Annotated in this window: 19 protein-coding genes; 11 read left to right on the top strand and 8 right to left on the bottom strand. The window is 67.4% G+C overall.

The genetic code is table 11. The features are described 5' to 3' along the window. Positions 1-23 precede the first annotated feature (23 nt). Positions 24-2,411, top strand: a complete 2,388-nt coding sequence (locus MJO58_RS13880; protein WP_239719769.1) for a phosphoketolase family protein — start codon at positions 24-26, stop codon at positions 2,409-2,411. A gap of 81 nt (positions 2,412-2,492) precedes the next feature. Then, positions 2,493-3,218: a CPBP family intramembrane glutamic endopeptidase gene (locus tag MJO58_RS13875; protein WP_239723276.1), complete on the top strand. Its 726-nt coding sequence runs from the start codon at positions 2,493-2,495 to the stop codon at positions 3,216-3,218. Between the two features lies 1 nt (position 3,219). Here MJO58_RS13875 and MJO58_RS13870 read toward each other — a convergent pair whose 3' ends face one another. From MJO58_RS13870 to modA, 7 genes are all read right to left on the bottom strand, one after another. Beyond that, positions 3,220-4,254, bottom strand: a complete 1,035-nt coding sequence (locus MJO58_RS13870) for a zinc-binding alcohol dehydrogenase family protein (protein ID WP_239719768.1) — start codon at positions 4,252-4,254, stop codon at positions 3,220-3,222. A 55-nt stretch (positions 4,255-4,309) separates the two neighbouring features. Further along, complete coding sequence (locus MJO58_RS13865; protein WP_090602316.1) at positions 4,310-4,588, bottom strand: GlsB/YeaQ/YmgE family stress response membrane protein; 279 nt, start codon at positions 4,586-4,588, stop codon at positions 4,310-4,312. 185 nt (positions 4,589-4,773) lie between these two features. Continuing rightward, entirely contained in the window at positions 4,774-5,073 is a 300-nt protein-coding gene (locus MJO58_RS13860) for a GlsB/YeaQ/YmgE family stress response membrane protein (RefSeq protein WP_090602313.1), read from the bottom strand. A gap of 76 nt (positions 5,074-5,149) precedes the next feature. Then, on the bottom strand, positions 5,150-6,172 hold the full coding sequence (locus MJO58_RS13855) for an alanine and proline-rich secreted protein Apa (protein WP_090602310.1): 1,023 nt from the start codon (positions 6,170-6,172) through the stop codon (positions 5,150-5,152). A 98-nt stretch (positions 6,173-6,270) separates the two neighbouring features. Continuing rightward, the gene (locus MJO58_RS13850; RefSeq protein WP_239719767.1) at positions 6,271-7,395 is read right to left on the bottom strand and encodes a sulfate/molybdate ABC transporter ATP-binding protein; all 1,125 of its coding nucleotides are present in this window, start codon (positions 7,393-7,395) and stop codon (positions 6,271-6,273) included. A gap of 3 nt (positions 7,396-7,398) precedes the next feature. Beyond that, entirely contained in the window at positions 7,399-8,193 is a 795-nt protein-coding gene (locus MJO58_RS13845; protein WP_239719766.1) for an ABC transporter permease, read from the bottom strand. A gap of 9 nt (positions 8,194-8,202) precedes the next feature. Then, a complete protein-coding gene (modA, locus tag MJO58_RS13840) occupies positions 8,203-8,967 on the bottom strand; it encodes a molybdate ABC transporter substrate-binding protein (protein ID WP_239719765.1) in 765 nt (254 codons plus the stop codon). A 189-nt stretch (positions 8,968-9,156) separates the two neighbouring features. Here modA and MJO58_RS13835 point away from each other — a divergent pair, with 189 nt between their 5' ends. Further along, positions 9,157-9,834, top strand: coding sequence for an SDR family oxidoreductase (locus tag MJO58_RS13835; protein ID WP_239719764.1), 678 nt, complete (start codon positions 9,157-9,159; stop codon positions 9,832-9,834). A 290-nt stretch (positions 9,835-10,124) separates the two neighbouring features. After that, the gene (locus MJO58_RS13830; protein WP_239719763.1) at positions 10,125-11,513 is read left to right on the top strand and encodes an NAD(P)/FAD-dependent oxidoreductase; all 1,389 of its coding nucleotides are present in this window, start codon (positions 10,125-10,127) and stop codon (positions 11,511-11,513) included. An 11-nt stretch (positions 11,514-11,524) separates the two neighbouring features. Here the strand turns inward: MJO58_RS13830 and MJO58_RS13825 are convergent, their stop codons facing one another. After that, positions 11,525-11,947: a PaaI family thioesterase gene (locus MJO58_RS13825; RefSeq protein WP_090602295.1), complete on the bottom strand. Its 423-nt coding sequence runs from the start codon at positions 11,945-11,947 to the stop codon at positions 11,525-11,527. A 334-nt stretch (positions 11,948-12,281) separates the two neighbouring features. Here MJO58_RS13825 and MJO58_RS13820 point away from each other — a divergent pair, with 334 nt between their 5' ends. From MJO58_RS13820 to MJO58_RS13790, 7 genes are all read left to right on the top strand, one after another. After that, positions 12,282-12,674: a BlaI/MecI/CopY family transcriptional regulator gene (locus tag MJO58_RS13820; protein ID WP_090602292.1), complete on the top strand. Its 393-nt coding sequence runs from the start codon at positions 12,282-12,284 to the stop codon at positions 12,672-12,674. A 37-nt stretch (positions 12,675-12,711) separates the two neighbouring features. After that, positions 12,712-13,662: a M56 family metallopeptidase gene (locus MJO58_RS13815; RefSeq protein WP_239719762.1), complete on the top strand. Its 951-nt coding sequence runs from the start codon at positions 12,712-12,714 to the stop codon at positions 13,660-13,662. 99 nt (positions 13,663-13,761) lie between these two features. Beyond that, positions 13,762-15,228, top strand: a complete 1,467-nt coding sequence (gene gnd / locus MJO58_RS13810; RefSeq protein WP_090602287.1) for an NADP-dependent phosphogluconate dehydrogenase — start codon at positions 13,762-13,764, stop codon at positions 15,226-15,228. A gap of 27 nt (positions 15,229-15,255) precedes the next feature. Beyond that, positions 15,256-16,692, top strand: a complete 1,437-nt coding sequence (locus MJO58_RS13805) for a GuaB1 family IMP dehydrogenase-related protein (protein ID WP_239719760.1) — start codon at positions 15,256-15,258, stop codon at positions 16,690-16,692. Positions 16,693-16,886: 194 nt separating this feature from the next. Then, positions 16,887-18,257, top strand: a complete 1,371-nt coding sequence (locus MJO58_RS13800) for a hemolysin family protein (RefSeq protein WP_090602282.1) — start codon at positions 16,887-16,889, stop codon at positions 18,255-18,257. Next, positions 18,254-19,336: a hemolysin family protein gene (locus MJO58_RS13795; RefSeq protein WP_090602279.1), complete on the top strand. Its 1,083-nt coding sequence runs from the start codon at positions 18,254-18,256 to the stop codon at positions 19,334-19,336. The genes MJO58_RS13800 and MJO58_RS13795 overlap by 4 nt, the downstream gene beginning before the upstream one ends. A gap of 245 nt (positions 19,337-19,581) precedes the next feature. Next, positions 19,582-21,780: a malate synthase G gene (locus MJO58_RS13790; RefSeq protein ID WP_239719758.1), complete on the top strand. Its 2,199-nt coding sequence runs from the start codon at positions 19,582-19,584 to the stop codon at positions 21,778-21,780. Positions 21,781-21,789 lie beyond the last annotated feature (9 nt).

Below are 21,789 nucleotides of genomic sequence, written 5' to 3'. Positions count from 1 at the left end.
CGTCGGCGCGGACAATCGGCCAAGTGAGCCTGCAAACCCCGACGACCGCGCCCGAAGCACTCTCCGACGACGAACTCACGCTGATCGACAAGTATTGGCGGGCCGCCAACTACCTGTCTGTCGGGCAGATCTACCTCCTCGACAACCCCTTGCTCAAAGAGCCGCTGGCGGCTGACCACGTCAAACCCCGACTGCTGGGGCATTGGGGCACCACGCCCGGGCTCAACCTCATCTACGCGCACCTCAACCGGATCATCCGCAATCGCGACGCCAGCGTCATCTACGTCACCGGACCGGGTCATGGCGGTCCCGGCCTGGTCGCCAACGCCTACCTCGAAGGCACCTACACCGAGATCTACAGCGGCATCCGCGAGGACACCGAGGGATTGCGCCGGTTGTTCCGACAGTTCTCCTTCCCCGGCGGTATCCCCAGCCACGTGGCCGCACAGACCCCCGGATCGATCCACGAGGGCGGCGAACTCGGCTACGCGCTGGTGCATGCGTTCGGTGCGGCGTTCGACAACCCCGACCTGGTGGTCGCGTGCGTCATCGGCGACGGTGAAGCCGAGACGGGTCCGCTGGCGGCCGGCTGGCATTCGAACAAATTCCTCAACCCTGCCGTCGATGGGGCGGTGCTGCCGATCCTGCACCTCAACGGCTACAAGATCGCCAACCCGACCGTGCTGGCCCGCATCCCGCACGCCGAACTCGAATCGCTGCTGCGGGGCTACGGCTACCGGCCGATCACGGTCGCCGGCGATAACCCGACCTCCGTGCACCGCGAGCTGGCCGCCGCCCTCGACGACGCTTTCGACGACATCGCCGACATCCAGAGCGCTGCACGCAGCGGGCAGCAGGCCGATCGACCGGTATGGCCGATGATCGTGCTGCGCACGCCGAAAGGTTGGACCGGGCCCAAGGAGGTCGACGGCAAGCACGTCGAGGGCACGTGGCGCGCCCACCAAGTGCCGCTGTCCGAGACACACGACAACCCCGCGCACCGCGCGCAACTCGAGGAGTGGATGCGCAGCTATCGGCCCGACGAGTTGTTCGACTCCCGCGGCGTGCTGCGCCCCGAACTGCGCGCGCTCGCGCCGAAGGGGCAACGGCGGATGAGCGCCAACCCGCACGCGAACGGCGGCCTGTTGCTGCGCGAGCTGGATCTGCCGGATTTTCGGGACTACGCGGTGCCGGTCGACAAGCCGGCCGCGGCCACCCACGAGGCGACCCGGGTGCTGGGGACCTTCCTGCGCGACGTAATCACCCACAACCCCGACCGCTTCCGGCTGATGGGGCCCGACGAAACCGCGTCCAACCGGCTGTCGGCCGTGTTCGAGTCGACCGACAAGGTGTGGATGTCGCGGACCGAACCCGACGACGAGGGCCTCGCGCCCGACGGCCGGGTGATGGAGGTGCTCTCCGAGCACCTGTGCCAGGGATGGCTGGAGGGCTATTTACTCACCGGACGGCACGGGCTGTTCAACTGCTACGAGGCTTTCGTGCACATCGTCGACTCGATGCTCAACCAGCACGCGAAATGGCTGGCTACCAGCCGCGAACTGCCGTGGCGGCAGCCGATCGCGTCGCTGAACTACCTGTTGAGCTCGCATGTGTGGCGTCAGGACCACAACGGCGCCTCGCACCAGGACCCCGGGTTCATCGACCTGGTCGCCAATAAGCGGGCCGAGATCGTGCGCGTCTACCTGCCGCCGGACGGCAACACACTGCTGTCGGTGGCCGACCACTGCCTGCGCAGCCGCGACTACATCAACGTCATCGTCGCCGGCAAGCAACCCGCCCTGTCCTACCTCGGCATCGACGACGCGATCGCACACTGCACCCGCGGCCTGGGGATCTGGGACTGGGCGAGCACCGCGACCGGCGAACCCGACGTGGTGCTGGCGTGCGCCGGCGACATCCCCACCCAGGAGGCCCTGGCCGCCGCCGACATCCTGCGCCGCGAGCTGCCCGACCTGGCGGTGCGGATGGTCAACGTCGTCGACCTGATGCGCCTACAGCCGGACTCCGAACATCCACATGGATTGCCGGACAAGGAATTCGACGCGTTGTTCACCCGGGACAAGCCGGTCATCTTCGCGTATCACGGCTATCCGTGGCTGATTCATCGGCTGTGCTATCGCCGGACCAATCACCCGCACCTCCATGTCCGCGGGTTCAAGGAGCGCGGCACCACTACGACGCCGTTCGACATGGTGATGCTCAACGACCTCGACCGCTTCCATCTGGTCATTGACGTCATCGACCGGGTCGAAGGGTTGGCCGGCCGGGCCGCGCTGCTGCGGCAGCGGATGGTAGACGCGCGCCTGGCCGCCCGTCGCTACACCCGCGAGCACGGGGAGGACGATCCACAGATCGCGCACTGGCAGTGGGGATCCGAGCAGTCGTCGTGACCGGCCGGTCGCTGCGCGCAGGTAAACTCGGCCGGGATGTCCGAGCACGCCACGGCCTTCGACGCCGTTGACCTGCACCCGATGGTGTCGCAATTGGCGGCGCTGCACCGGCTGCGGCTGTACTTCGACATTGCTGTGGTGGTCGTGGTGCTGGTGCTGACGAACCTGATCGCGCACTTCACCACGCCGTGGGCGAGTGTCGCGACGGTGCCGGTGGCGGCAGTCGGGCTGGTGGTGTTGATGCGTGCCACGGGTTTGGACTGGGTCGACCTGGGCCTCGGCCGGGAGCACTGGCGCTCCGGGCTGGGCTACGCGCTGGCCGCGGTGGCCGTCGTGGCGTCGGTGATCGCCGTCGGAGTGCTGCTGCCCATGACGCGCCCGATGTTCCTCAACAACCACTACGCGACGGTCTCGGGCGCGCTGATCGCCTCGATGGTCATCATTCCGCTGCAGACCGTCATCCCCGAGGAGCTGGCCTTCCGGGGTGTGCTGCACGGCGCGCTGCACCGAGCCTGGGGATTCCGCGGGGTCGCACTGGTCGGCTCGTTGCTGTTCGGCCTGTGGCACGTCGCCACGTCGCTCGGGCTGACCAGCAACAACGTCGGCTTCACCCGACTGTTCGGCGGCGGGTTCGTCGGCATGGTGGTCGGCGTGACGTTGGCCGTGGTGGCGACCGGCAGCGCGGGCTTCGTGTTCAGCTGGTTACGACGGCGCAGCGGCAGCCTGATCGCGCCGATCGCGCTGCATTGGTCGTTGAACGGGCTGGGCGCCTTGGCGGCGGCCCTGGTCTGGCAGCTGTCGACCTGACCTACACCCGCAGCACCGCCGCCCCGGCGATGCGACCGTCGGCCAAGTCGCTCAGTGCCCGGGCGGCCTGATCGAGCGGATATTCCGGCGTCGTCACCTCGATGCGATGACGGGCGGCGAAGTCGAGAAACTCGCGCGCGTCGGCCCGGGTGTTCGACGTGACCGAGCGAATCTGACGCTCCTGGAACAGGTGACGCTGATAGTTCAGGGCCGGGATATCCGACAGGTGGATTCCGGCGATCGCCAGCGTGCCGCCGCGGTCCAGCGCCTCGCAGGCGGGCAGTACCAGCTCGCCGACCGGGGCGAACAGGATCGCGGCGTCCAGCGGCACCGGTGGCCGATCCGCCGCCCCCTGAGCCGAGGCCGCGCCGAGCGACAGCGCCAGCTCGCGGGCCTGCTCGCCGCGGGTCATCACGTGCAGTTCGGCGCCCTGGGCCAACGCGACCTGGGCGGTGATGTGCGCGCTGCCGCCGAATCCGTAAATGCCCAGCCGGCCACCTGGCGGTAGCTGCGCCCGCAGCAGCGAACGGTATCCGATGATGCCGGCGCACAACAGCGGTGCGAGCTCGCTGTCGCTGTAGCCGCGCGGCAGGTGGTGGGCGAAAGCCGCTGGCACCGTAGCGAATTCGGCGTACCCGCCGTCGGCATCCCAGCCGGTGTAGCGGGACTCCGGGCAGAGGTTCTCGTCGCCTCGGCGGCAGTATTTGCACACACCGCAGGTGTGGCGCAACCAGGCGATGCCGACCCGGTCCCCTACCGCGAACTCGGCACCGGCGTCGGCGCCCACCTCCGATCCGACCTCAACGACCTCGCCCACGACTTCGTGGCCGGGGGTGACGTGTTCGCGGTGCACCGGAAGGTCACCCTCGGTGACATGCAGGTCGGTACGGCACACCCCGCAGGCCCGCACGGCCACCAGCAACTCCGAGGGCGCCGGCCGCGGCACTTCCGCGGTGACCCGCTCCAGCGGATCGGTGTCCATCGGGCCGGGCCGACGTACCCGCCATGCGTTCATCGTGGTCGCCGCTGAGGCCATCACCCCATCATGCCGCTACGCGCCGGCGATCCGCATGGGCCCAAAGGCCTTGGTCCTACAGGGTCTTCGTGCGCGAGGTGGCGAACTTGTAGATCAACAACAGGATCACCGCGCCGACCAGCGCACCCAGGAATGAGTGCTGAATGGGCGGGTGGATATCGAACTGGTGCGGTGGGAAAACGATGCTGCCCAGGGTGCCGCCGACGTACGCGCCGACGATGCCGAGCAGTGCGGTGGCGACCCAGCCCATCGGCTGCTTGCCCGGCACCAGCAGGCGCGCGACCAAGCCGACGATCAGGCCTAAGACGATCAGCCAGATGATATGCAGAATCATGACCGGCTCCTTCTATTTAACTGACAGACGGGACGTAGGGCCGTATACCCCGTCGAAGCCAACTCAACCGTCTCGGCGAAATACCCATTCTGATGCCGTAATTCGGCTAGATGCTGCGACTCGCAGACCGCTCGGCGGGTCGCCGGTCAGCGCCGCGCTCGATTTGCCACAGACGGCCCCGCCGATCAGCTCCTGCGCACCAAGCCGACAATCCAGAGCAGAATCACCGACCCCAGCAACGCGGCGAAGAAGGTGAAGATCCAACCGCCGGCCGCGGTGTCGACGAAGAAGCTCAGCAAGAAGCCGCCGACCAGTGCACCGACGACGCCGATCACGATGTTCATCAAGATTCCGGAGCCGGAGCCCTTCATGATCTTGCCCGCGGCCCACCCGGCAAGGCCGCCGATGATGATGTAACCGATCAGGCCGACGCTTGTCGTCGTGGTCGATCGGGCCAGGTATTCGGTAGCCGCCATGAGATCCATGCGTCTCCTTCGAGTTCGCTGCCAGAACTCAGCCTAGGATTCGCGGCCGTCGTAGTGGTATACCCCGGGTTACGGGTCAGGCGCTGAACGACGTTTGTTGCGGCGCCGGGCTGGGAGTGGGAGTGACCCCGCTCGCGGGTGCTTGGCCTGGTACCTGCCCAGGCGCAGGTGCGGGGGCTCCCGGAGCCGGTGCCACCGGAGCCCCCGGAGCCGGACCAGGCGCCCCCGGCGCCGGCGGTGCGGTGAACGGCAGGATCGACTCGGCCAGTGCCTTGGCGCCGACCTTGTCTACCGGGTTGTTGCCGGTACCGAGCCACACCACAAACCAGCGCTGGGGCGGCCCGGCGCTGGCTGCGTTGGGAGCGCTGACCACACCGGTCCAGATCTGTCCATTGGGCTTGCTCGGATCACTGAACTTGACCTCGTAGAACGACGAGCTTCCGGTGATCCCGTTGGCGCCGGTCAGCGTGCCGGATTCCTGATTGATCCGGGTGCCGGGATACGGCATGAAGAACTCACCCATGTCCGACCCCAGCCGGACCGCGGCCTTGGCGTCATTGGCTTCCGCACTGGCATAGAGCTTTTGGTCCAGGCGGCCCATCACAATGCGAGTGTCGTTGGCAACCGGCGCGGGCTGACCGGGCTGCGGCGGCGGACCGACCATCTTGCTGAGCAGCGCCGAGCCGTAGTCGAGGTGCGAGGCGTCCGACTCGGCCCACCCACCGGGCAGCAGGTAGCTGAAGCCACCGACGACGTTGGTGATCCGGGCGGCATTGGGGTCGACGGGCGGCGGCGGCGCAGGTGCGTTGGGGTCCACCGGCGGGGGCGGCGCAGGCACCGGCGCGTTGGGGTCGCCGGCTGCCGGCTGTCCGGCAGGTGCCGGGACGCCCGGCGCAGGTGCCGCGGTCGTCGGCGCGGGGGCGCCCGCGGCCGGGACCGGGGCGGTGGTCGTTGCCGGCACCGGAGTCGGGACCTCGGGATCGGCATGTGCCGGGGCCGGCAACGCGAAGGTGACGGCACTGGCACTGGTCACCGTGGCGATCGCCAGCGTCGCCCACAGGCCTTTGCGACGTGTCGAGTGTGAGTCCACCTGATCCATGGCGACGAACCTACCGTGTTACCGCTGTGACGCAAGGATGCCGTGCTGGCGATGCGCGCGATGTTGCCGGAGCGCAACCTTCGGTGAGTCTGCGCAGTTCACTGGGGGTTGGCGCGTCGCGGTGCCGCCGGATACAGCGCCACTTCGAGTGCTTTGACCGAAAACCACACCCGGTCTCCGGGAGCCAGCCGCAGCTCGGCGGCGGCCTCGCCGGTGATCTCGGCGGCCAGCCCCGGGGCGCCGTCGGGCTGTTCCTCGCCACGTACCACGACCGCGGGTCCACGACTGTCCAGCGCTGACACGGTGACGTCGACGCAGTTGCGGGGGCTGCCGTGCGGCAGGTCCCGGTAGACCGCCACCGCCGTCGGGGCGAACACCGCGATCGAGGCCTGCCCGTTGGTCAGTTCGGCGTCCAACTGCCCGGCGGGGGTTCCGTGCCAGCGGGTGCCGGAGCGGGTCCGCAGAGCACCGTCGGGCCCGATGGTTCCGTTGACCAGGTTGACGCCGGCGATGCGTGCGCCGAAATGGCTGCGCGGAGCGGTGAGCACCTCGGACACCGGGCCGACTTCGGAGATCTTGCCGGCCTCGAGCACCAGCGCCCGATCGGCCAGGGTGAACACGTCGAGCAGGTCGTGGGTGATCAGGACGACCGCGCAGCCGCTGCGGGTGACCGCGGTCCGCAACACCGCGCGGATGGCCGCGGCCGCCCCGACGTCCAGCCCGCTCAGCGGTTCGTCGAGCAGCAGCACATCGGGTTCGGCGGCCAACGCCCGCGCGATCGCCACCCGCTGAGCCTGGCCGCCGGACAGCTGCCGCGGTCTGCGGTCGGCGAACTGCTCGGCATCCACCTCGCGCAGCCAGCGCAGCGCCGTCTGCTTCTCGGTGGCCCGAGTCGACCGGAACAGGCCGCGACGGCTGTGCGGCCCGAACGCCACGTTGGCGGCCACGCTCAGGTGCGGGAACAGCAGCGGGTCCTGCAGCAGCAGCCCGACCCGGCGGTTGTGCGTCGCCACGTCGACCCCGGCGGCGGTATCGGTCAACACCCGATCCCCCAACCGCACCACGCCCTCATCGGGGCGAACCAGACCGGCGATGACGTGCAAGGCGGTCGACTTTCCCGCGCCGTTGGGTCCGAGCACCGCGAGCACCTCGCCCGGGGACACCGAAAACTCCACATCCAACCGGCGGTCGGCGACGACCGCGCGCAGCTGCAGCTCGCTCACCGGCTACCTCGCCGCTGTTCCGGTCAGCCGGCGAGCGCCCAGGCCGAACACCACCAGCGCGGCCACCGCGACGAGCAGAATCGACAGTGCCACAGCGGCATTCGCGTCGGTCACCCGCTGTAGATAGATCTCCAGCGGCAGGGTGCGGGTGACCCCTTGGCGCGAACCCGCGAAGGTCAGCGTCGCGCCGAACTCGCCCAACGCGCGGGCGAACGCCAGCACCGCGCCGGACATCAGTCCGGGCAACAGCAGCGGCAGGGTCACCCGCCACCACACCGTGCTGGGGCGTGCCCCGAGGGTCGCCGCGACCACCTCATAGTTGGAGCCCGCCGTCCGGGCCGCACCCTCGAGGGAAATCACCAGAAACGGCAACGAGACGAAGGTCTGCGCCAACACCACGGCGGTGGTACTGAAAGCGATGCGCAAGCCCGCGGCTTCCAGGTACTGCCCGATCAGTCCGAGCCGGCCGAAGGCGTAGAGCAACGCGATACCGCCTACCACCGGCGGCAGCACCAGCGGGAGCAGAATCAGCGGCCGTAGCAGCCGGACCAGCAGGGCCGTGCTGCGGGCCAGCACCAGTGCCATCGGCACGCCCAACAGCACGCACAGCACGGTGCTCGCGGCCGCGGTCTTGAGGCTGAGCAGCAGCGCCGTCTTCGACGACGCGCTGGTGATCAGCGACCAGAAATTCGGCCAGTCGACCTTGATCGCGATCGCCAGCAGCGGCAACACCACGAACGCGGCTCCCACGGCGGCAGGGACATACACCCAGCGGGGCAGGTTCGTGGGCCGGCGCACGGTTGCGGGTCAGGGTTTTGCGAAGCCGTGTTGAGCCAGGATTTTCTGGCCCGCATCAGACGTCACCAGGGTCACGAACTTCTGCGCACTCGCCGGTTGCGGCGCCTTTTTCAATACCCCGATGGGATAGACATTGACCGCACCTGCGGCTTCGGGGAAGTTGACCGTCGCGACTTTGTCTTTCGCGTTCTTCGCGTCCGTGACGTAGACCAGCGCGGCGTCGGCCTGCCCGGTGGTGACCTTGTTGAGGACATCGGTGACGCTGGATTCCTCGCTGACCGGGTTGAGGTGCACCCCGGTGCCGTCTTCGATGCGGTGGGTGGCCGCCCCGCATGGCACTGGCCTCTGGCAGATCACCACGCTGACGCCCGGCTTGGCCAGATCGGCGAAGGAGCCGATGTTGCGCGGGTTTCCCGGCGCGGTGACGATGACCAGCGTGTTGGCGGCGAAATTTGTCGGGTTCCCGGCCAGCAGCCCGGCCTTGACGACGGTGTCCATCTGCGCGGTGTCTGCCGACGCGAACACGTCGGCGCTCGCACCCTGCGTGAGCTGGGTGGCGAGTTCGGAGGAGCCGGCGAAGTCGAATTCGGCGCCGCTACCGGGATTGTCGGCCTTGAACAGCTGACTGAGCTGGGTGAAGGCCGGCTTGAGCGACGCCGCGGCGAACACCACGATCGAGGCGGACGGCGACGACGACGGTTTCGAGCTGCAGGCGACCAGGCTCGCGACGAGGATCGTGCATACCAACCAGGCCAGGACCGCGATCCGACGCATGGTCAGACCCTAGCTCGCGGCGAATTGAAGCAGTGACGACCAAAGAGTTATCGAAAATTGTCCGCGCGTCGCGGCGTCCTTAGTTTCCCCTTAGAACTACTGTCCAGTAACATTCGGCGTAGATTGGCGCCATACGCGCTGAGGTCCCAGGGCATGGGCGCGGTGGGTTCAACGTGGAACACGAGGAGGATGGCTGTGGAGGTGCTGGTCACCGGCGGCGACACGGATCTGGGGCGGACAGTAGCCGAGGGATTTCGCGATGGCGGTCACAAGGTGACCCTCGTGGGCGCACGGCGCGGCGACCTCGAGGTCGCCGCCAAAGAGCTCGACGTCGACGCAATCGTCTGCGACACCACCGACCCGGCCAGCCTCGAAGAGGCTCGCGGGTTGTTCCCCCATCACCTGGACACCATCGTCAACGTTCCCGACAGCGGCTGGAGCGATGGTGACCCGCGCACTTACTCGCTGTCCGACACCGCCGCCGTATGGCGCAGTTCGCTCGAGGCGACCGTGCTGTCGGCGGTGCTGACGGTGCAAGCCGTCGGCGACCACCTGCGCTCCGGTGGCTCAATCATCAGCGTCGTGCCGGAAAACCCGCCTGCGGCCAGCGTCGACGCCGCGATCAAAGCGACGCTGTCGAGCTGGATCTCCGGACAGGCCGGCATTTTCGGCACTCGCGGGATCACGGTCAACGCCGTGGCGAGCGGGCGCAGCGCCCAGGCCGGCTACGAAGGTCTTTCGCGCACACCGCCTTCCGTCGCCGACGAGGTCGCGCGGTTGGCGTTGTTCCTGACGACCCCGGCGGCCCGCCACATCACCGGCCAGACCCTGCACGTCAGCCACGGCGCCCTCGCTCGTTTCGCCTAACGACACGGGGGCCAGATTCCCTGTGCGCCTTGGTTTTTGGGATGCGCACAACCGGAAACCGTTGCCGAACAAGATAAGAGCAAAGTTTTCGGTATGTAACCTTCGGTATGTAACCGAGGTCGCATTCGGTGCCGGACATGACGCGAATCACGTTGGGGCGACCAGCGGCAACGGATCGATTGTGGTTGATTACACAGGCTTAGTACCTGGGTTTCGGGGCGGCCGGGTGACTAGCGTTATAGCTAACTGACACCGCGCGACACGAAGCCCCACCAGGAGCACCCAAAGCAATGAGCCCCCAGCAAGAAGGCACAGCTGATCCGAAGCGACGCCATCAGGTCGTCATCATCGGGTCGGGATTCGGCGGACTCAATGCGGCAAAGAAACTCAAGCACGCCGACGTCGACATCAAATTGATCGCCCGCACCACCCATCATCTGTTCCAACCGTTGCTGTATCAGGTGGCGACCGGCATCGTGTCCGAAGGCGACATCGCCCCGCCCACCAGGGTCGTCCTGCGCAGGCAGCGCAATGTCCAGGTGCTGCTCGGGGACGTCACACACATCGATCTCGCCGGCAAGTTCGTCGTATCGGACTTGCTGGGTCACACCTACGAAACTCCTTATGACAGCCTGATCGTCGCCGCCGGGGCCGGCCAGTCCTACTTCGGCAACGACCAGTTCGCGGAGTTCGCCCCCGGCATGAAGTCGATCGATGACGCACTGGAGGTGCGGGGGCGGATCCTGAGCGCTTTCGAACAGGCCGAGCGGTCTCGCGATCCGGAACGACGGGCCAAACTCTTGACGTTCACCGTCATCGGGGCCGGACCGACCGGCGTCGAAATGGCCGGGCAGATCGCGGAATTGGCGACCCACACCTTGAAGGGTTCGTTCCGGCACATCGACTCCACCCGGGCGCGGGTGATTCTGCTCGACGCCGCGCCCGCGGTGCTGCCGCCGTTCGGTGAGAAGCTGGGGACTCGGGCGCGCGCTCGGCTGGAGAAGATGGGCGTCGAGATCCAGCTGGGCGCAATGGTCACCGACGTCGACCGCAACGGCATCACCGTCAAGGATTCCGACGGCACCATTCGACGCATCGAGTCCGCCTGCAAGGTCTGGTCCGCGGGTGTCCAGGCCAGCGGTTTGGGCAGTGATCTCGCAGACCAGTCGGCGGTCGAACTCGACCGTGCGGGGCGGGTCAAGGTGCAGCCCGACCTGTCGGTCCCCGGGTATCCGAACGTCTTCGTCATCGGCGACATGGCCGCGGTCGAGGGCGTGCCGGGAGTCGCGCAGGGCGCGATCCAGGGTGCCAAGTATGTCGCCGGCACGATCAAAGCCGAACTCGCGGGCGCCAACCCGGCCGATCGCGAGCCCTTCCAGTATTTCGACAAGGGTTCGATGGCCACCGTGTCGCGCTTTTCGGCGGTAGCCAAGGTTGGGCGGCTGGAGTTCAGCGGTTTCATCGCTTGGCTGATGTGGCTGGTGCTGCACCTGGTTTACCTGGTCGGATTCAAGACCAAGGTCAGCACGCTGCTGTCCTGGACCGTGACCTTCCTCAGCACCCAGCGTGGGCAGCTGACCATCACCGAGCAGCAGGCGTTCGCCCGCACCCGCATCGAACAACTCGCGGTGCTAGCCGCGGAGGCGAAGCGGCCCGCCGCGGCCAGACGGGCGAGTTAGCCGACGCCCGATCAGCCTTCCCGGGGCTCGAGATTCTGCAGCCGCACCTGTCCGCGGGCGACGACTTTCTGGTTGTCGTCAGTGATGGTGACCAACCACAGCTGCTGGCGCCGGCCCCGGTGAATGGGCTCGGTGACGCCATAGACGGTTCCCGAGCCGATCGAACGCAGGAAGTCTGTGTTGTTGTTCACGCCCACGACCTCGCCGCCGCCCTGGGTGGCAAGCCACGTATAGGCCGACACGCTGGCCATGCTCTCCACCATCGAGCAGTAGACACCGCCATGGACCAGGCCCATCGGCTGCAGGAGTTTGGGTGTGACCTCGAGTTGGGCGCGGGCACCGTCCGGGCCGAGCTCGGTGAATCGCAGGCCCAACTCGGTATCGAATGGTGCGGTGAAATCGGGCGGGATCACCGCGTCTGGTGACGTTGACACGCTCTGTTGTCTACACCATCGCCGAATCCGGTGATCACGGTCGGTCGTGAAGTGGTGGCAAAGAACAGGCGAGCCCCGTGCGCAAAGGCACGGGGCTCGCCGATCGAGTAGACCGGGGGTCACTGCAGCCCTCAGGACACTCCGACGGTCTGTTGCGCTCGATCTCCTTGAGTATAGGCAAGGCTGCCCTAACTTTGCAAGCGGTAAGCTGTGAACTACACCGACCGGGTGCACGTGTACCCGTGGCCGGATGACGAATAGCCCGGCTGTCTTTACGACCGCCGGTAGTAAGCCGGAGTACGCTTGTTTCAACGCTGATGGAGATGAACGAACTATGGCCAAGCTGACACGGCTGGGGGATCTGGAACGCGCAGTGATGGACCACCTATGGTCCACGCCCGAACCGCAGACGGTCCGTCAGGTGCATGAAGCCCTTTCGGCGCGGCGCGACCTCGCCTACACCACGGTGATGACTGTGCTGCAGCGGCTGGCGAAGAAGAACCTGGTTTCCCAGATCCGCGACGACCGGGCCCACCGCTATGCACCCGTGCACGGCCGCGACGAGCTGGTCGCCGGGCTGATGGTGGATGCGCTATCGCAGGCCGAGGACTCCGGCGGCAGGCAAGCCGCGCTGGTGCATTTTGTCGAGCGCGTCGGCGCCGATGAAGCGGAAGCGCTGCGCCGTGCGCTCGCTGAACTGGAAGCAAATCAACGCAATACGCCATAGCTGGCGCTAGACCGGCGCCCTGAGGGACACTAGTGATGTGTCCGCGCTGGCCTTTACCTTCCTCGCGGTGCTGCTGATCGGCCCAACGCCAGCCCTTTTAGCGCGAGCGTCCTGGCCACTGCGTGCCCCGCGTGCGGCGATGGTGCTGTGGCAAGCCATCGCAGTGGCCGCCGTGCTCTCCGCGTTCAGCGCCGGTATCGCCATTGCCACCCGCATCCTCATGCCCGGCCCCGACGGTCGGCCCACCGCCAGCGTCGTCGGCGCCGCGGGGCGGCTCGGTTGGCCGCTGTGGACGGCCTATATCGCCGCCTTCGCGCTGACTGTGCTGGTCGGTGTACGTCTGGTGGTGGCCGTTCTGCGGGTCGCCATCGCCAATCGGCGCCGGCGGGCTCACCACCGAATGGTAGTCGATCTCGTCGGGGTCGGACACGAAGCGGCCCTCGCCCAACCCTGCGCCCGCACCCGCGACCTGCGCGTGTTGGAGGTGGCCGAACCGCTGGCCTACTGCTTGCCGGGCGTCCGCAGCCGGGTTGTCGTCAGCGAAGGAACACTGACCAAGCTCAACAACGACGAAGTCTCGGCCATCCTGACGCATGAGCGGGCGCATCTGCGTGCCCGGCACGACCTGGTTCTGGAAGCGTTCACCGCGGTGCATGCCGCATTCCCGCGGCTGGTCCGCAGTTCCAATGCGCTGGGCGCGGTGCAGCTGCTGGTCGAGCTGCTCGCCGATGATGCCGCGGTGCGCGCCGCCGGGCGCACTCCCCTGGCCCGCGCACTGGTGGCCTGCGCGGCCGGGCGGGCGCCGATTGGTGCGTTGGCCGCGGGTGGTCCCAGCACCGTGGTGCGGGTCCGCCGGTTGGCGGGGCAGGGCAACAGCGTGCTGTTGTCGGCGGCCGCCTATCTGGCCGCGGCGGCCGTTCTGGTGGTGCCCACCGTCGCACTCGCGGTGCCCTGGCTCACCGAGCTCAAGCGACTGTTCAACCTCTAGCGCAGCCACAGCGAATCCCTTTGGCGGACCGAAACTCCGCTGTGCCACAGTGTGACGGAAACCGTGTAGGAAAAGTGCTCCTAACTGAGAGGCGAAGACATGAGTGGCCCGGACTCCAAGGATTCGAAGACTGGTACCGCGCAGATCGGCGTCACCGGGCTGGCGGTCATGGGCTCGAATCTCGCCCGCAACTTCGCCCACCATGGCTACACCGTGGCGCTGCACAACCGGTCGATCGCCAAGACCGACGCCCTGCTCGCCGAGCACGGCGACGAGGGCAAGTTCGTGCGCTCGGAGACCATCGAAGAGTTCCTGGACGCGCTGGAGAAGCCGCGCCGGGTGATCATCATGGTCAAGGCCGGCGACCCGACCGACGCGGTGATCAATGAACTCGCCGACGCCATGGAAGACGGCGACATCATCATCGACGGCGGCAACGCCCTCTACACCGACACCATCCGCCGCGAAAAGGCGATCCGGGAGCGTGGGCTGCACTTCGTCGGCGCCGGCATCTCCGGCGGCGAAGAGGGTGCGCTGAATGGTCCGTCGATCATGCCGGGCGGACCGGCCGAGTCCTACAAATCGCTCGGGCCGCTGCTCGAGGAGATCTCCGCGCACGTCGACGGCGTGCCGTGCTGCACCCACATCGGCCCCGATGGCGCCGGGCACTTCGTGAAGATGGTGCACAACGGCATCGAGTACTCCGACATGCAGCTGATCGGCGAGGCCTACCAGCTGCTGCGCGACGGACTGGGCAAGTCCGCACCCGAGATCGCGGACATCTTCGCCGAGTGGAACAAGGGCGACCTGGACAGCTACCTCATCGAGATCACCGCCGAGGTGCTCAAACAGACCGATGCGAAGACCGGCAAGCCGCTGGTGGACCTGATCCTGGACGAGGCCGAGCAGAAGGGTACCGGTCGCTGGACGGTGAAGTCCGCGCTTGACCTCGGCGTGCCGGTCACCGGTATCGCCGAGGCGGTCTTCGCCCGGGCGCTGTCGGGTTCGGTGGCCCAGCGCAAGGCCACCACCGGACTGGCCTCCGGCGATCTCGGCACAAAGCCATCCGACGCCGCACAGTTCACCGAGGATGTGCGCCGCGCGCTGTACGCGTCGAAGATCATCGCCTACGCCCAGGGCTTCAACCAGATCCAGGCCGGCAGCATCGAGTACGACTGGAACATCACCCCCGGCGATATGGCCACCATCTGGCGCGGCGGTTGCATCATCCGGGCCAAATTCCTCAACCGCATCAAAGAGGCCTTCGACGAGAACGCCGACCTGCCGTCGCTGATCGTCGCGCCCTACTTCCGCGAAGCCATCGAGACATCGATCGACAGCTGGCGCCGCGTCGTGGTCACCGCCACGCAGCTGGGCATTCCGATCCCCGGCTTCGCCTCGGCGCTGTCCTACTACGACGCCCTGCGCACGGAGCGGCTGCCCGCCGCGCTGACCCAGGGCCTGCGCGACTTCTTCGGCGCCCACACCTACGGGCGTATCGACGACGACCCGGACAAGCGCTTCCACACGCTATGGAGTGGCGACCGCAGCGAAGTGCCGGCATAGCGGGAGATACACCAGGGGGCGAGTGCGATGAAGTTTCTGACCGGCGACCGGCCCGGCTACGACTTGACCTATAACGACGTGTTCATCGTGCCGAACCGGTCCGATATCGCGTCGCGGTTCGATGTCGACCTGTCCAGCAGCGACGGCTCCGGCACCACGATCCCGGTGGTCGTCGCCAACATGACGGCGGTGGCCGGGCGGCGGATGGCCGAGACGGTCGCGCGGCGTGGCGGCATCGTGATCTTGCCGCAGGATCTCCCGATCACGGTGGTACAACGGACCGTGGAGTTCGTGAAGAGCCGGGACCTGGTGCTCGACACCCCGGTCGTGCTGTCCCCCGACGATTCGGTCTCCGACGCGCTCGCGCTGATTCACAAGCGGGCGCACGGCGCCGCGGTGGTGGTCTTCGAGGGTCGCCCCATCGGCTTGGTCACCGAGGCGTCCTGCTTCGGCGTGGATCGTTTCGCCCGGGTGCGCGACGTCGCCGTGTCCGACTTCGTCAGCGCCCCGCTGGGCACCGAGCCGCGCAAGATCTTCGACCTGCTGGATCACGCGCCGATCGAGGTCGGCGTCATCACCACCGCGGACGGCAAGCTCGCCGGCGTGCTGACCCGGACGGGAGCGGTGCGTGCCGGTCTGTATACACCCAATACCGACGCCGTGGGCCGGCTGCGTGTCGGCGCGGCGGTCGGCATCAGCGGTGATGTGGGCGCCAAAGCCCGTTCGCTGGCCGAAGCCGGCGTCGACATGCTCGTCATCGACACCGCGCACGGGCATCAACAACGGATGCTGGACGCGATCAAGACGGTGGCATCGCAGGAACTGGGTCTGCCGCTGGCGGCCGGCAACGTCGTGTCCGCGGAGGGCACCCGTGACCTGCTGAGCGCGGGGGCCGGCATCGTCAAGGTCGGCGTCGGGCCCGGCGCGATGTGCACCACCCGGATGATGACCGGTGTCGGGCGCCCGCAGTTCTCTGCCGTGCTCGAATGTGCGGCTGCTGCAAGGGAACTCGGCGGACATGTGTGGGCCGACGGCGGGATACGGCATCCGCGTGACGTCGCGCTGGCACTGGTCGCCGGGGCGTCGAACGTCATGATCGGGTCGTGGTTCGCCGGCACCTACGAGTCGCCCGGCGACCTGATGCGCGACCGCGACGACCAGCCGTACAAGGAGAGCTACGGCATGGCGTCCAAGCGTGCGGTGGTGGCGCGCACCGCCGCGGACAGCGCGTTCGACCGCGCCCGCAAGGCGTTGTTCGAGGAGGGCATCTCGAGGTCGAGGATGAGCCTGGACCCCGACCGTGGCGGCGTCGAGGACCTGATCGACCACATCACCTCGGGCCTGCGCAGCACCTGCACCTATGTCGGTGCTACGAACCTGGCGGAGCTACACGAGCAAGCCGTCGTCGGGGTGCAGTCGGCCGCGGGCTTCGCCGAGGGGCACCCACTGCCACTGGGCTGGTAATCGCGCCAGATGTCTTCGCTACCATATGAATTTCTAGATCTGCACGCCCGCAGCAGCGCGCTGCGCGCCATCAAGCGAAAGGGATGACGTGCCGCAGGCACCCGTCGAACCCCCATGCTGACCCAAGCCATCCGGGCAAAGCGGAAACCCGCTCGACTTTCGTCTCCTGGGCCATCGCGATCGCCGCGCCCGCGATGAACCTCACCGTCACCCTCATCAGCGTGCTGGCCATCGCGCTGCTCGTCTTCGGCAACGCGATCTTCGTGGCCGCCGAATTCTCGCTGACCGCCCTGGACCGCGCCACCGTCGACGCCAACGCCCGCAAGGGCGGTCGGCGCGACCGCTACATACAGCGCGCCCAGGACCGGTTGTCCTTCCAGCTCTCGGGCGCCCAGCTGGGCATCTCGATCACCACCCTGGTGACCGGTTATCTGACCGATCCGATGGTCGCCGACCTGCCGCACCCGTGGCTGGACGCCCTTGGCGTGTCGGATCGGCTGGCCGACGGGATCACCGCGTTCATGGTGATGGTGATCGTGACGTCGGTGTCGATGGTCTTCGGCGAGCTGGTCCCGAAGTATCTGGGCGTGGCGCGGCCGCTGTCGACCGGGCGCGCCGTCGCCGGTTTCCAGCTGATGTTCTCGCTGCTGTTCACTCCGGTGATCCGGCTGACCAACGGCGCGGCGAACTGGATCGTGCGCAAGATGGGTATCGAGCCGGCCGAAGAGTTGCGGTCGGCGCGCTCACCGCAGGAGTTGCTCTCGCTGGTGCGTAGCTCGGCGCGCGCCGGCGCCCTGGATCCCGCCACCGCCGCGCTGGTCCGGCGGTCGCTGCAGTTCGGCGCCCGGACCGCCGAGGAGCTGATGACGCCGCGGTCGAAGATCGTGGCGCTGCAAACCGACGACACCGTTCGGGACCTGATCGCCACCGCCGCCGAATCCGGGTTCTCCCGGTTTCCCGTCGTCGACGGCGATCTCGACGAAACCGTGGGCATCGTGCACGTCAAGCAGGTGTTCAATGTTCCGCGCGCCGAACGCGCGTCGACGCTGCTGACCACGCTCGTGCAGACGGTGCCGGTGGTGCCGTCGACCCTGGACGGTGACGCGGTGATGGCCGAGATCCGGGCCAACCCGTTGCAGACCGCGCTGGTCGTCGACGAATACGGCGGCACCGCGGGGATCGTGACGGTCGAGGACCTGATCGAAGAGATCGTCGGCGACGTGCGCGACGAACACGACGACGCCACACCCGATGTCGTGGCGGCCGGCAACGGCTGGCAGGTTTCGGGATTGCTGCGCACCGACGAGGTGGCCGCCGCCACCGGCTACCGAGCTCCGGAAGGTCCGTACGAAACGATCGGCGGCCTGGTGCTGCGCGAACTCGGCCACATCCCGGTGGTAGGCGAAACCGTCGAGCTGACCGCGCTCGACGGAGATGGCTTGTTGGACAGCGAAATTCGCTGGCAGGCGACCGTGATCAAAATGGACGGCCGCCGGATCGATCAGGTCGTGCTGACCGAACTGAGCAGCCGTAGGGAAACACACGCGGAGCAGGGCCAGCGGTGAACGACTTGCTTGGAGTGCTGCTGGCGATCCTGCTGATCGCGACCAACGCCTTTTTCGTCGGCGCGGAGTTCTCGTTGATCTCGGCCCGGCGCGACCGGCTCGAAGCCCTGGCCGAACAGGGCAAGAAGCGAGCGGTAACCGTGATCCGCGCCGGTGAGCAGCTGGCCTCGATGCTGGCCGGTTCGCAGCTGGGCGTCACGGTGGCCTCGTTGCTGCTGGGCCGCGTCGGTGAGTCGGCGGTCGCCGACCTGTTGCATTCGGCTTTCGAGCTGACCGGGATTCCCCTGGCGTTACGACACACGTTGTCGTTCGTGATCGCGCTCGCGTTGGTGGTGATACTGCACGTGCTGTTGGGCGAGATGGTGCCGAAGAACATCGCGCTGGCCGGCCCGGAGCGCACCGCGATGCTGCTGGTGCCGCCGTACCTGGCGTACGTGCGCGTCGCCCGGCCGTTCATCGTCTTCTACAACAAATGCGCCAACGCGATCCTGCACCTGTTGCGGGTGGAACCCAAAGACGAGCTCGACAGCACGGTCTCACCCGATGAGCTGAGCGCGATGATCGCCGAATCGGTGTCCGAAGGCCTGCTGGACCCCGAGGAGCACACCCGGCTGACCCGGGCGCTGCAGATCGGCAGTCGTGTGGTCGGCGACGTGGCCGTCCCGCTCGACGAGGTCCGGGCGGTGCCGGTGGCGGCGCCGGGGTCCGGGCCGACGGTCGGCGACGTCGAAAGCGCCCTGGCGCAGACCGGCTACTCCCGCTTCCCCGTCGCGGACGCCGACGGCAGATTCATCGGGTACCTGCACATCAAGGACATGCTGCCGCTCGGCGACGACCCCCAGACGGTCATCGACCTCTCGCTGGTGCGCCCGCTGCCGCGGGTCAGCATCACGTTGCCGCTGGCCGATGCCCTGTCTCGGATGCGTCGCACCAACAGCCACCTGGCACTGGTAACCGACGGCCGCGGCGTCGTGGCCATGGTGGCGATGGAGGACCTGATGGAGGATCTGGTCGGCCAGCATGCGCGAGGCGCAGTGAAACCGCCGCCCACCAAAGAGGGGCCCGTCCAGCCCGTATGATTGAACGGCGCCAGTCCAAGAAGGGGCGAAGGGCAGGGTGCGGCGGCGGAACACGCGTTGCCAGAAGGCGCTCCCCAGGGCCCGTCGGGAAGCCCGCGGCGAAGCCCGTCAACCGCACCGTGACCTGCTATAGCGGGTTGGACGCCGGCGATCGTTCGGGCCGTGGGCCGGTAGGCTGACGGCGTAGCTAGTTGGGGCCAGTCGGGAGTCGAGTGGGACCAATGAGGCAACTATGGAGGAGAAAAATGACTGACCGCGTGCCGGCGGGGAATCTGCGCGTCGCCCGAGTGCTCTACGACTTCGTAAACAACGAGGCCCTGCCCGGCACCGACATCGACCCCGACAGCTTCTGGGCCGGCGTCGACAAGGTGGTCACCGATCTCACCCCGCAGAACCAGAGTTTGCTGAAGACCCGCGACGAGCTGCAGGCCCAGATCGACAAGTGGCACCGGCAGCGCGTCATCGAACCGCTCGACGCCGAGGCCTACCGTCAGTTCCTCACCGACATCGGGTACCTGCAGCCCGAACCCGACGACTTCACGATCACCACGTCCGGGGTGGACGACGAGATCACCACGACCGCGGGCCCACAGCTGGTGGTGCCGGTCCTCAACGCGCGCTTCGCGCTGAACGCGGCCAACGCCCGCTGGGGCTCCCTGTATGACGCTTTGTACGGCACCGACGTCATCCCGGAGAGCGACGGCGCCGAAAAAGGTAGCAGCTACAACAGGATTCGCGGCGACAAGGTGATCGCCTACGCCCGCAACTTCCTCGACCAGGCGACGCCGCTGGCGTCGGGCTCGTGGGTGGACGCCACGGGCTTGAGCATCGAAGACGGCCAGCTGAAGGTCGCTCTCGGCGCGGAGTCTACGGCGCTGGCCAGGCCGGAGAAATTCGTCGGGTACAGCGGCGAGCTCGGCTCGCCCAGCTGGTCGGTGCTGCTGGTCAACCACGGGCTGCACATCGAGATCCTGATCGACCCCGAGTCGGCGATAGGCAAGACCGACGCCGCGGGCATCAAGGACGTGGTCCTGGAATCCGCCGTCACCACGATCATGGACTTCGAGGACTCGGTGGCCGCCGTCGACGCTGACGACAAAGTGCTCGGCTACCGCAACTGGCTGGGGTTGAACAAGGGCGACCTGTCCGAAGAGGTCAGCAAGGACGGCAAGAGCTTCACTCGCGTGCTCAACGCCGACCGCACCTACGCCACCCCGGACGGCGGCGAGCTGACCCTGCCGGGGCGCAGCCTGCTGTTCGTCCGCAACGTCGGGCACCTGATGACCAACGACGCGATCGTCAGAACCGAGGCGAACGGCGAGGAAACAGAGGTGTTCGAGGGCATCATGGATGCGCTGTTCACCGGTCTGACCGCGATCCACGGCCTCAAGACCGGTGACGCCAACGGGCCGCTGACCAACAGCCGTACCGGTTCGATCTACATCGTCAAGCCGAAGATGCACGGTCCCGCCGAGGTGGCGTTCACCTGCGAGCTGTTCAGCCGCGTCGAGGACGTGCTGGGCCTGCCGCAGGGCACCATGAAGGTCGGCATCATGGACGAGGAACGCCGCACCACCGTCAACCTCAAGGCCTGCATCAAAGCGGCCGCCGACCGGGTGGTGTTCATCAACACCGGTTTCCTGGACCGCACCGGCGACGAGATCCACACCTCGATGGAGGCCGGTCCGATGATCCGCAAGGGTGCGATGAAGAACACCACTTGGATCAAGGCCTACGAGGACGCCAACGTCGACGTCGGGCTGGCGGCCGGATTCTCCGGCAAGGCCCAGATCGGCAAGGGCATGTGGGCGATGACCGAGCTGATGGCCGACATGGTCGAGCAGAAGATCGCCCAGCCGAAGGCCGGCGCCACCACCGCGTGGGTGCCGTCGCCGACGGCGGCCACCCTGCACGCGATGCACTACCACCAGGTGGACGTGTTCGCCGTGCAAAAGGAACTCGAGGGCAAGAAGCGCACGACGATCGACGAGTTGCTAACCATTCCGCTGGCCAAGGAACTGGCTTGGGCACCCGAGGAGATCCGCGAGGAAGTCGACAACAACTGCCAGTCCATCCTGGGCTACGTGGTGCGCTGGGTCGACGAGGGCGTCGGCTGCTCGAAGGTGCCCGACATCCACAACGTCGCCCTGATGGAGGACCGCGCCACGCTGCGGATCTCCAGCCAGCTGCTGGCGAACTGGCTGCGCCACGGCATCATCACCAGCGAAGATGTCCGCGCCAGCCTGGAGCGGATGGCCCCGCTGGTCGATCAGCAGAACGCCGGCGACGCGGCCTACCACCCGATGGCGCCCAACTTCGACGACAGCATCGCGTTCTTGGCCGCCCAAGAACTGATCCTTTCCGGCGGACAGCAGCCCAGCGGCTACACCGAGCCGATCCTGCATCGGCGACGGCGTGAGCTCAAAGCCCGCGCCGGTGCCTGATTCGGGCTC

It is taken from the genome of Mycobacterium lentiflavum (genome assembly GCF_022374895.2).
GTDB lineage: Bacteria > Actinomycetota > Actinomycetes > Mycobacteriales > Mycobacteriaceae > Mycobacterium > Mycobacterium lentiflavum.
The sequence above is the reverse complement of the archived record's forward strand: the minus strand, read 5'-3'. Positions and strand labels throughout refer to the sequence as shown.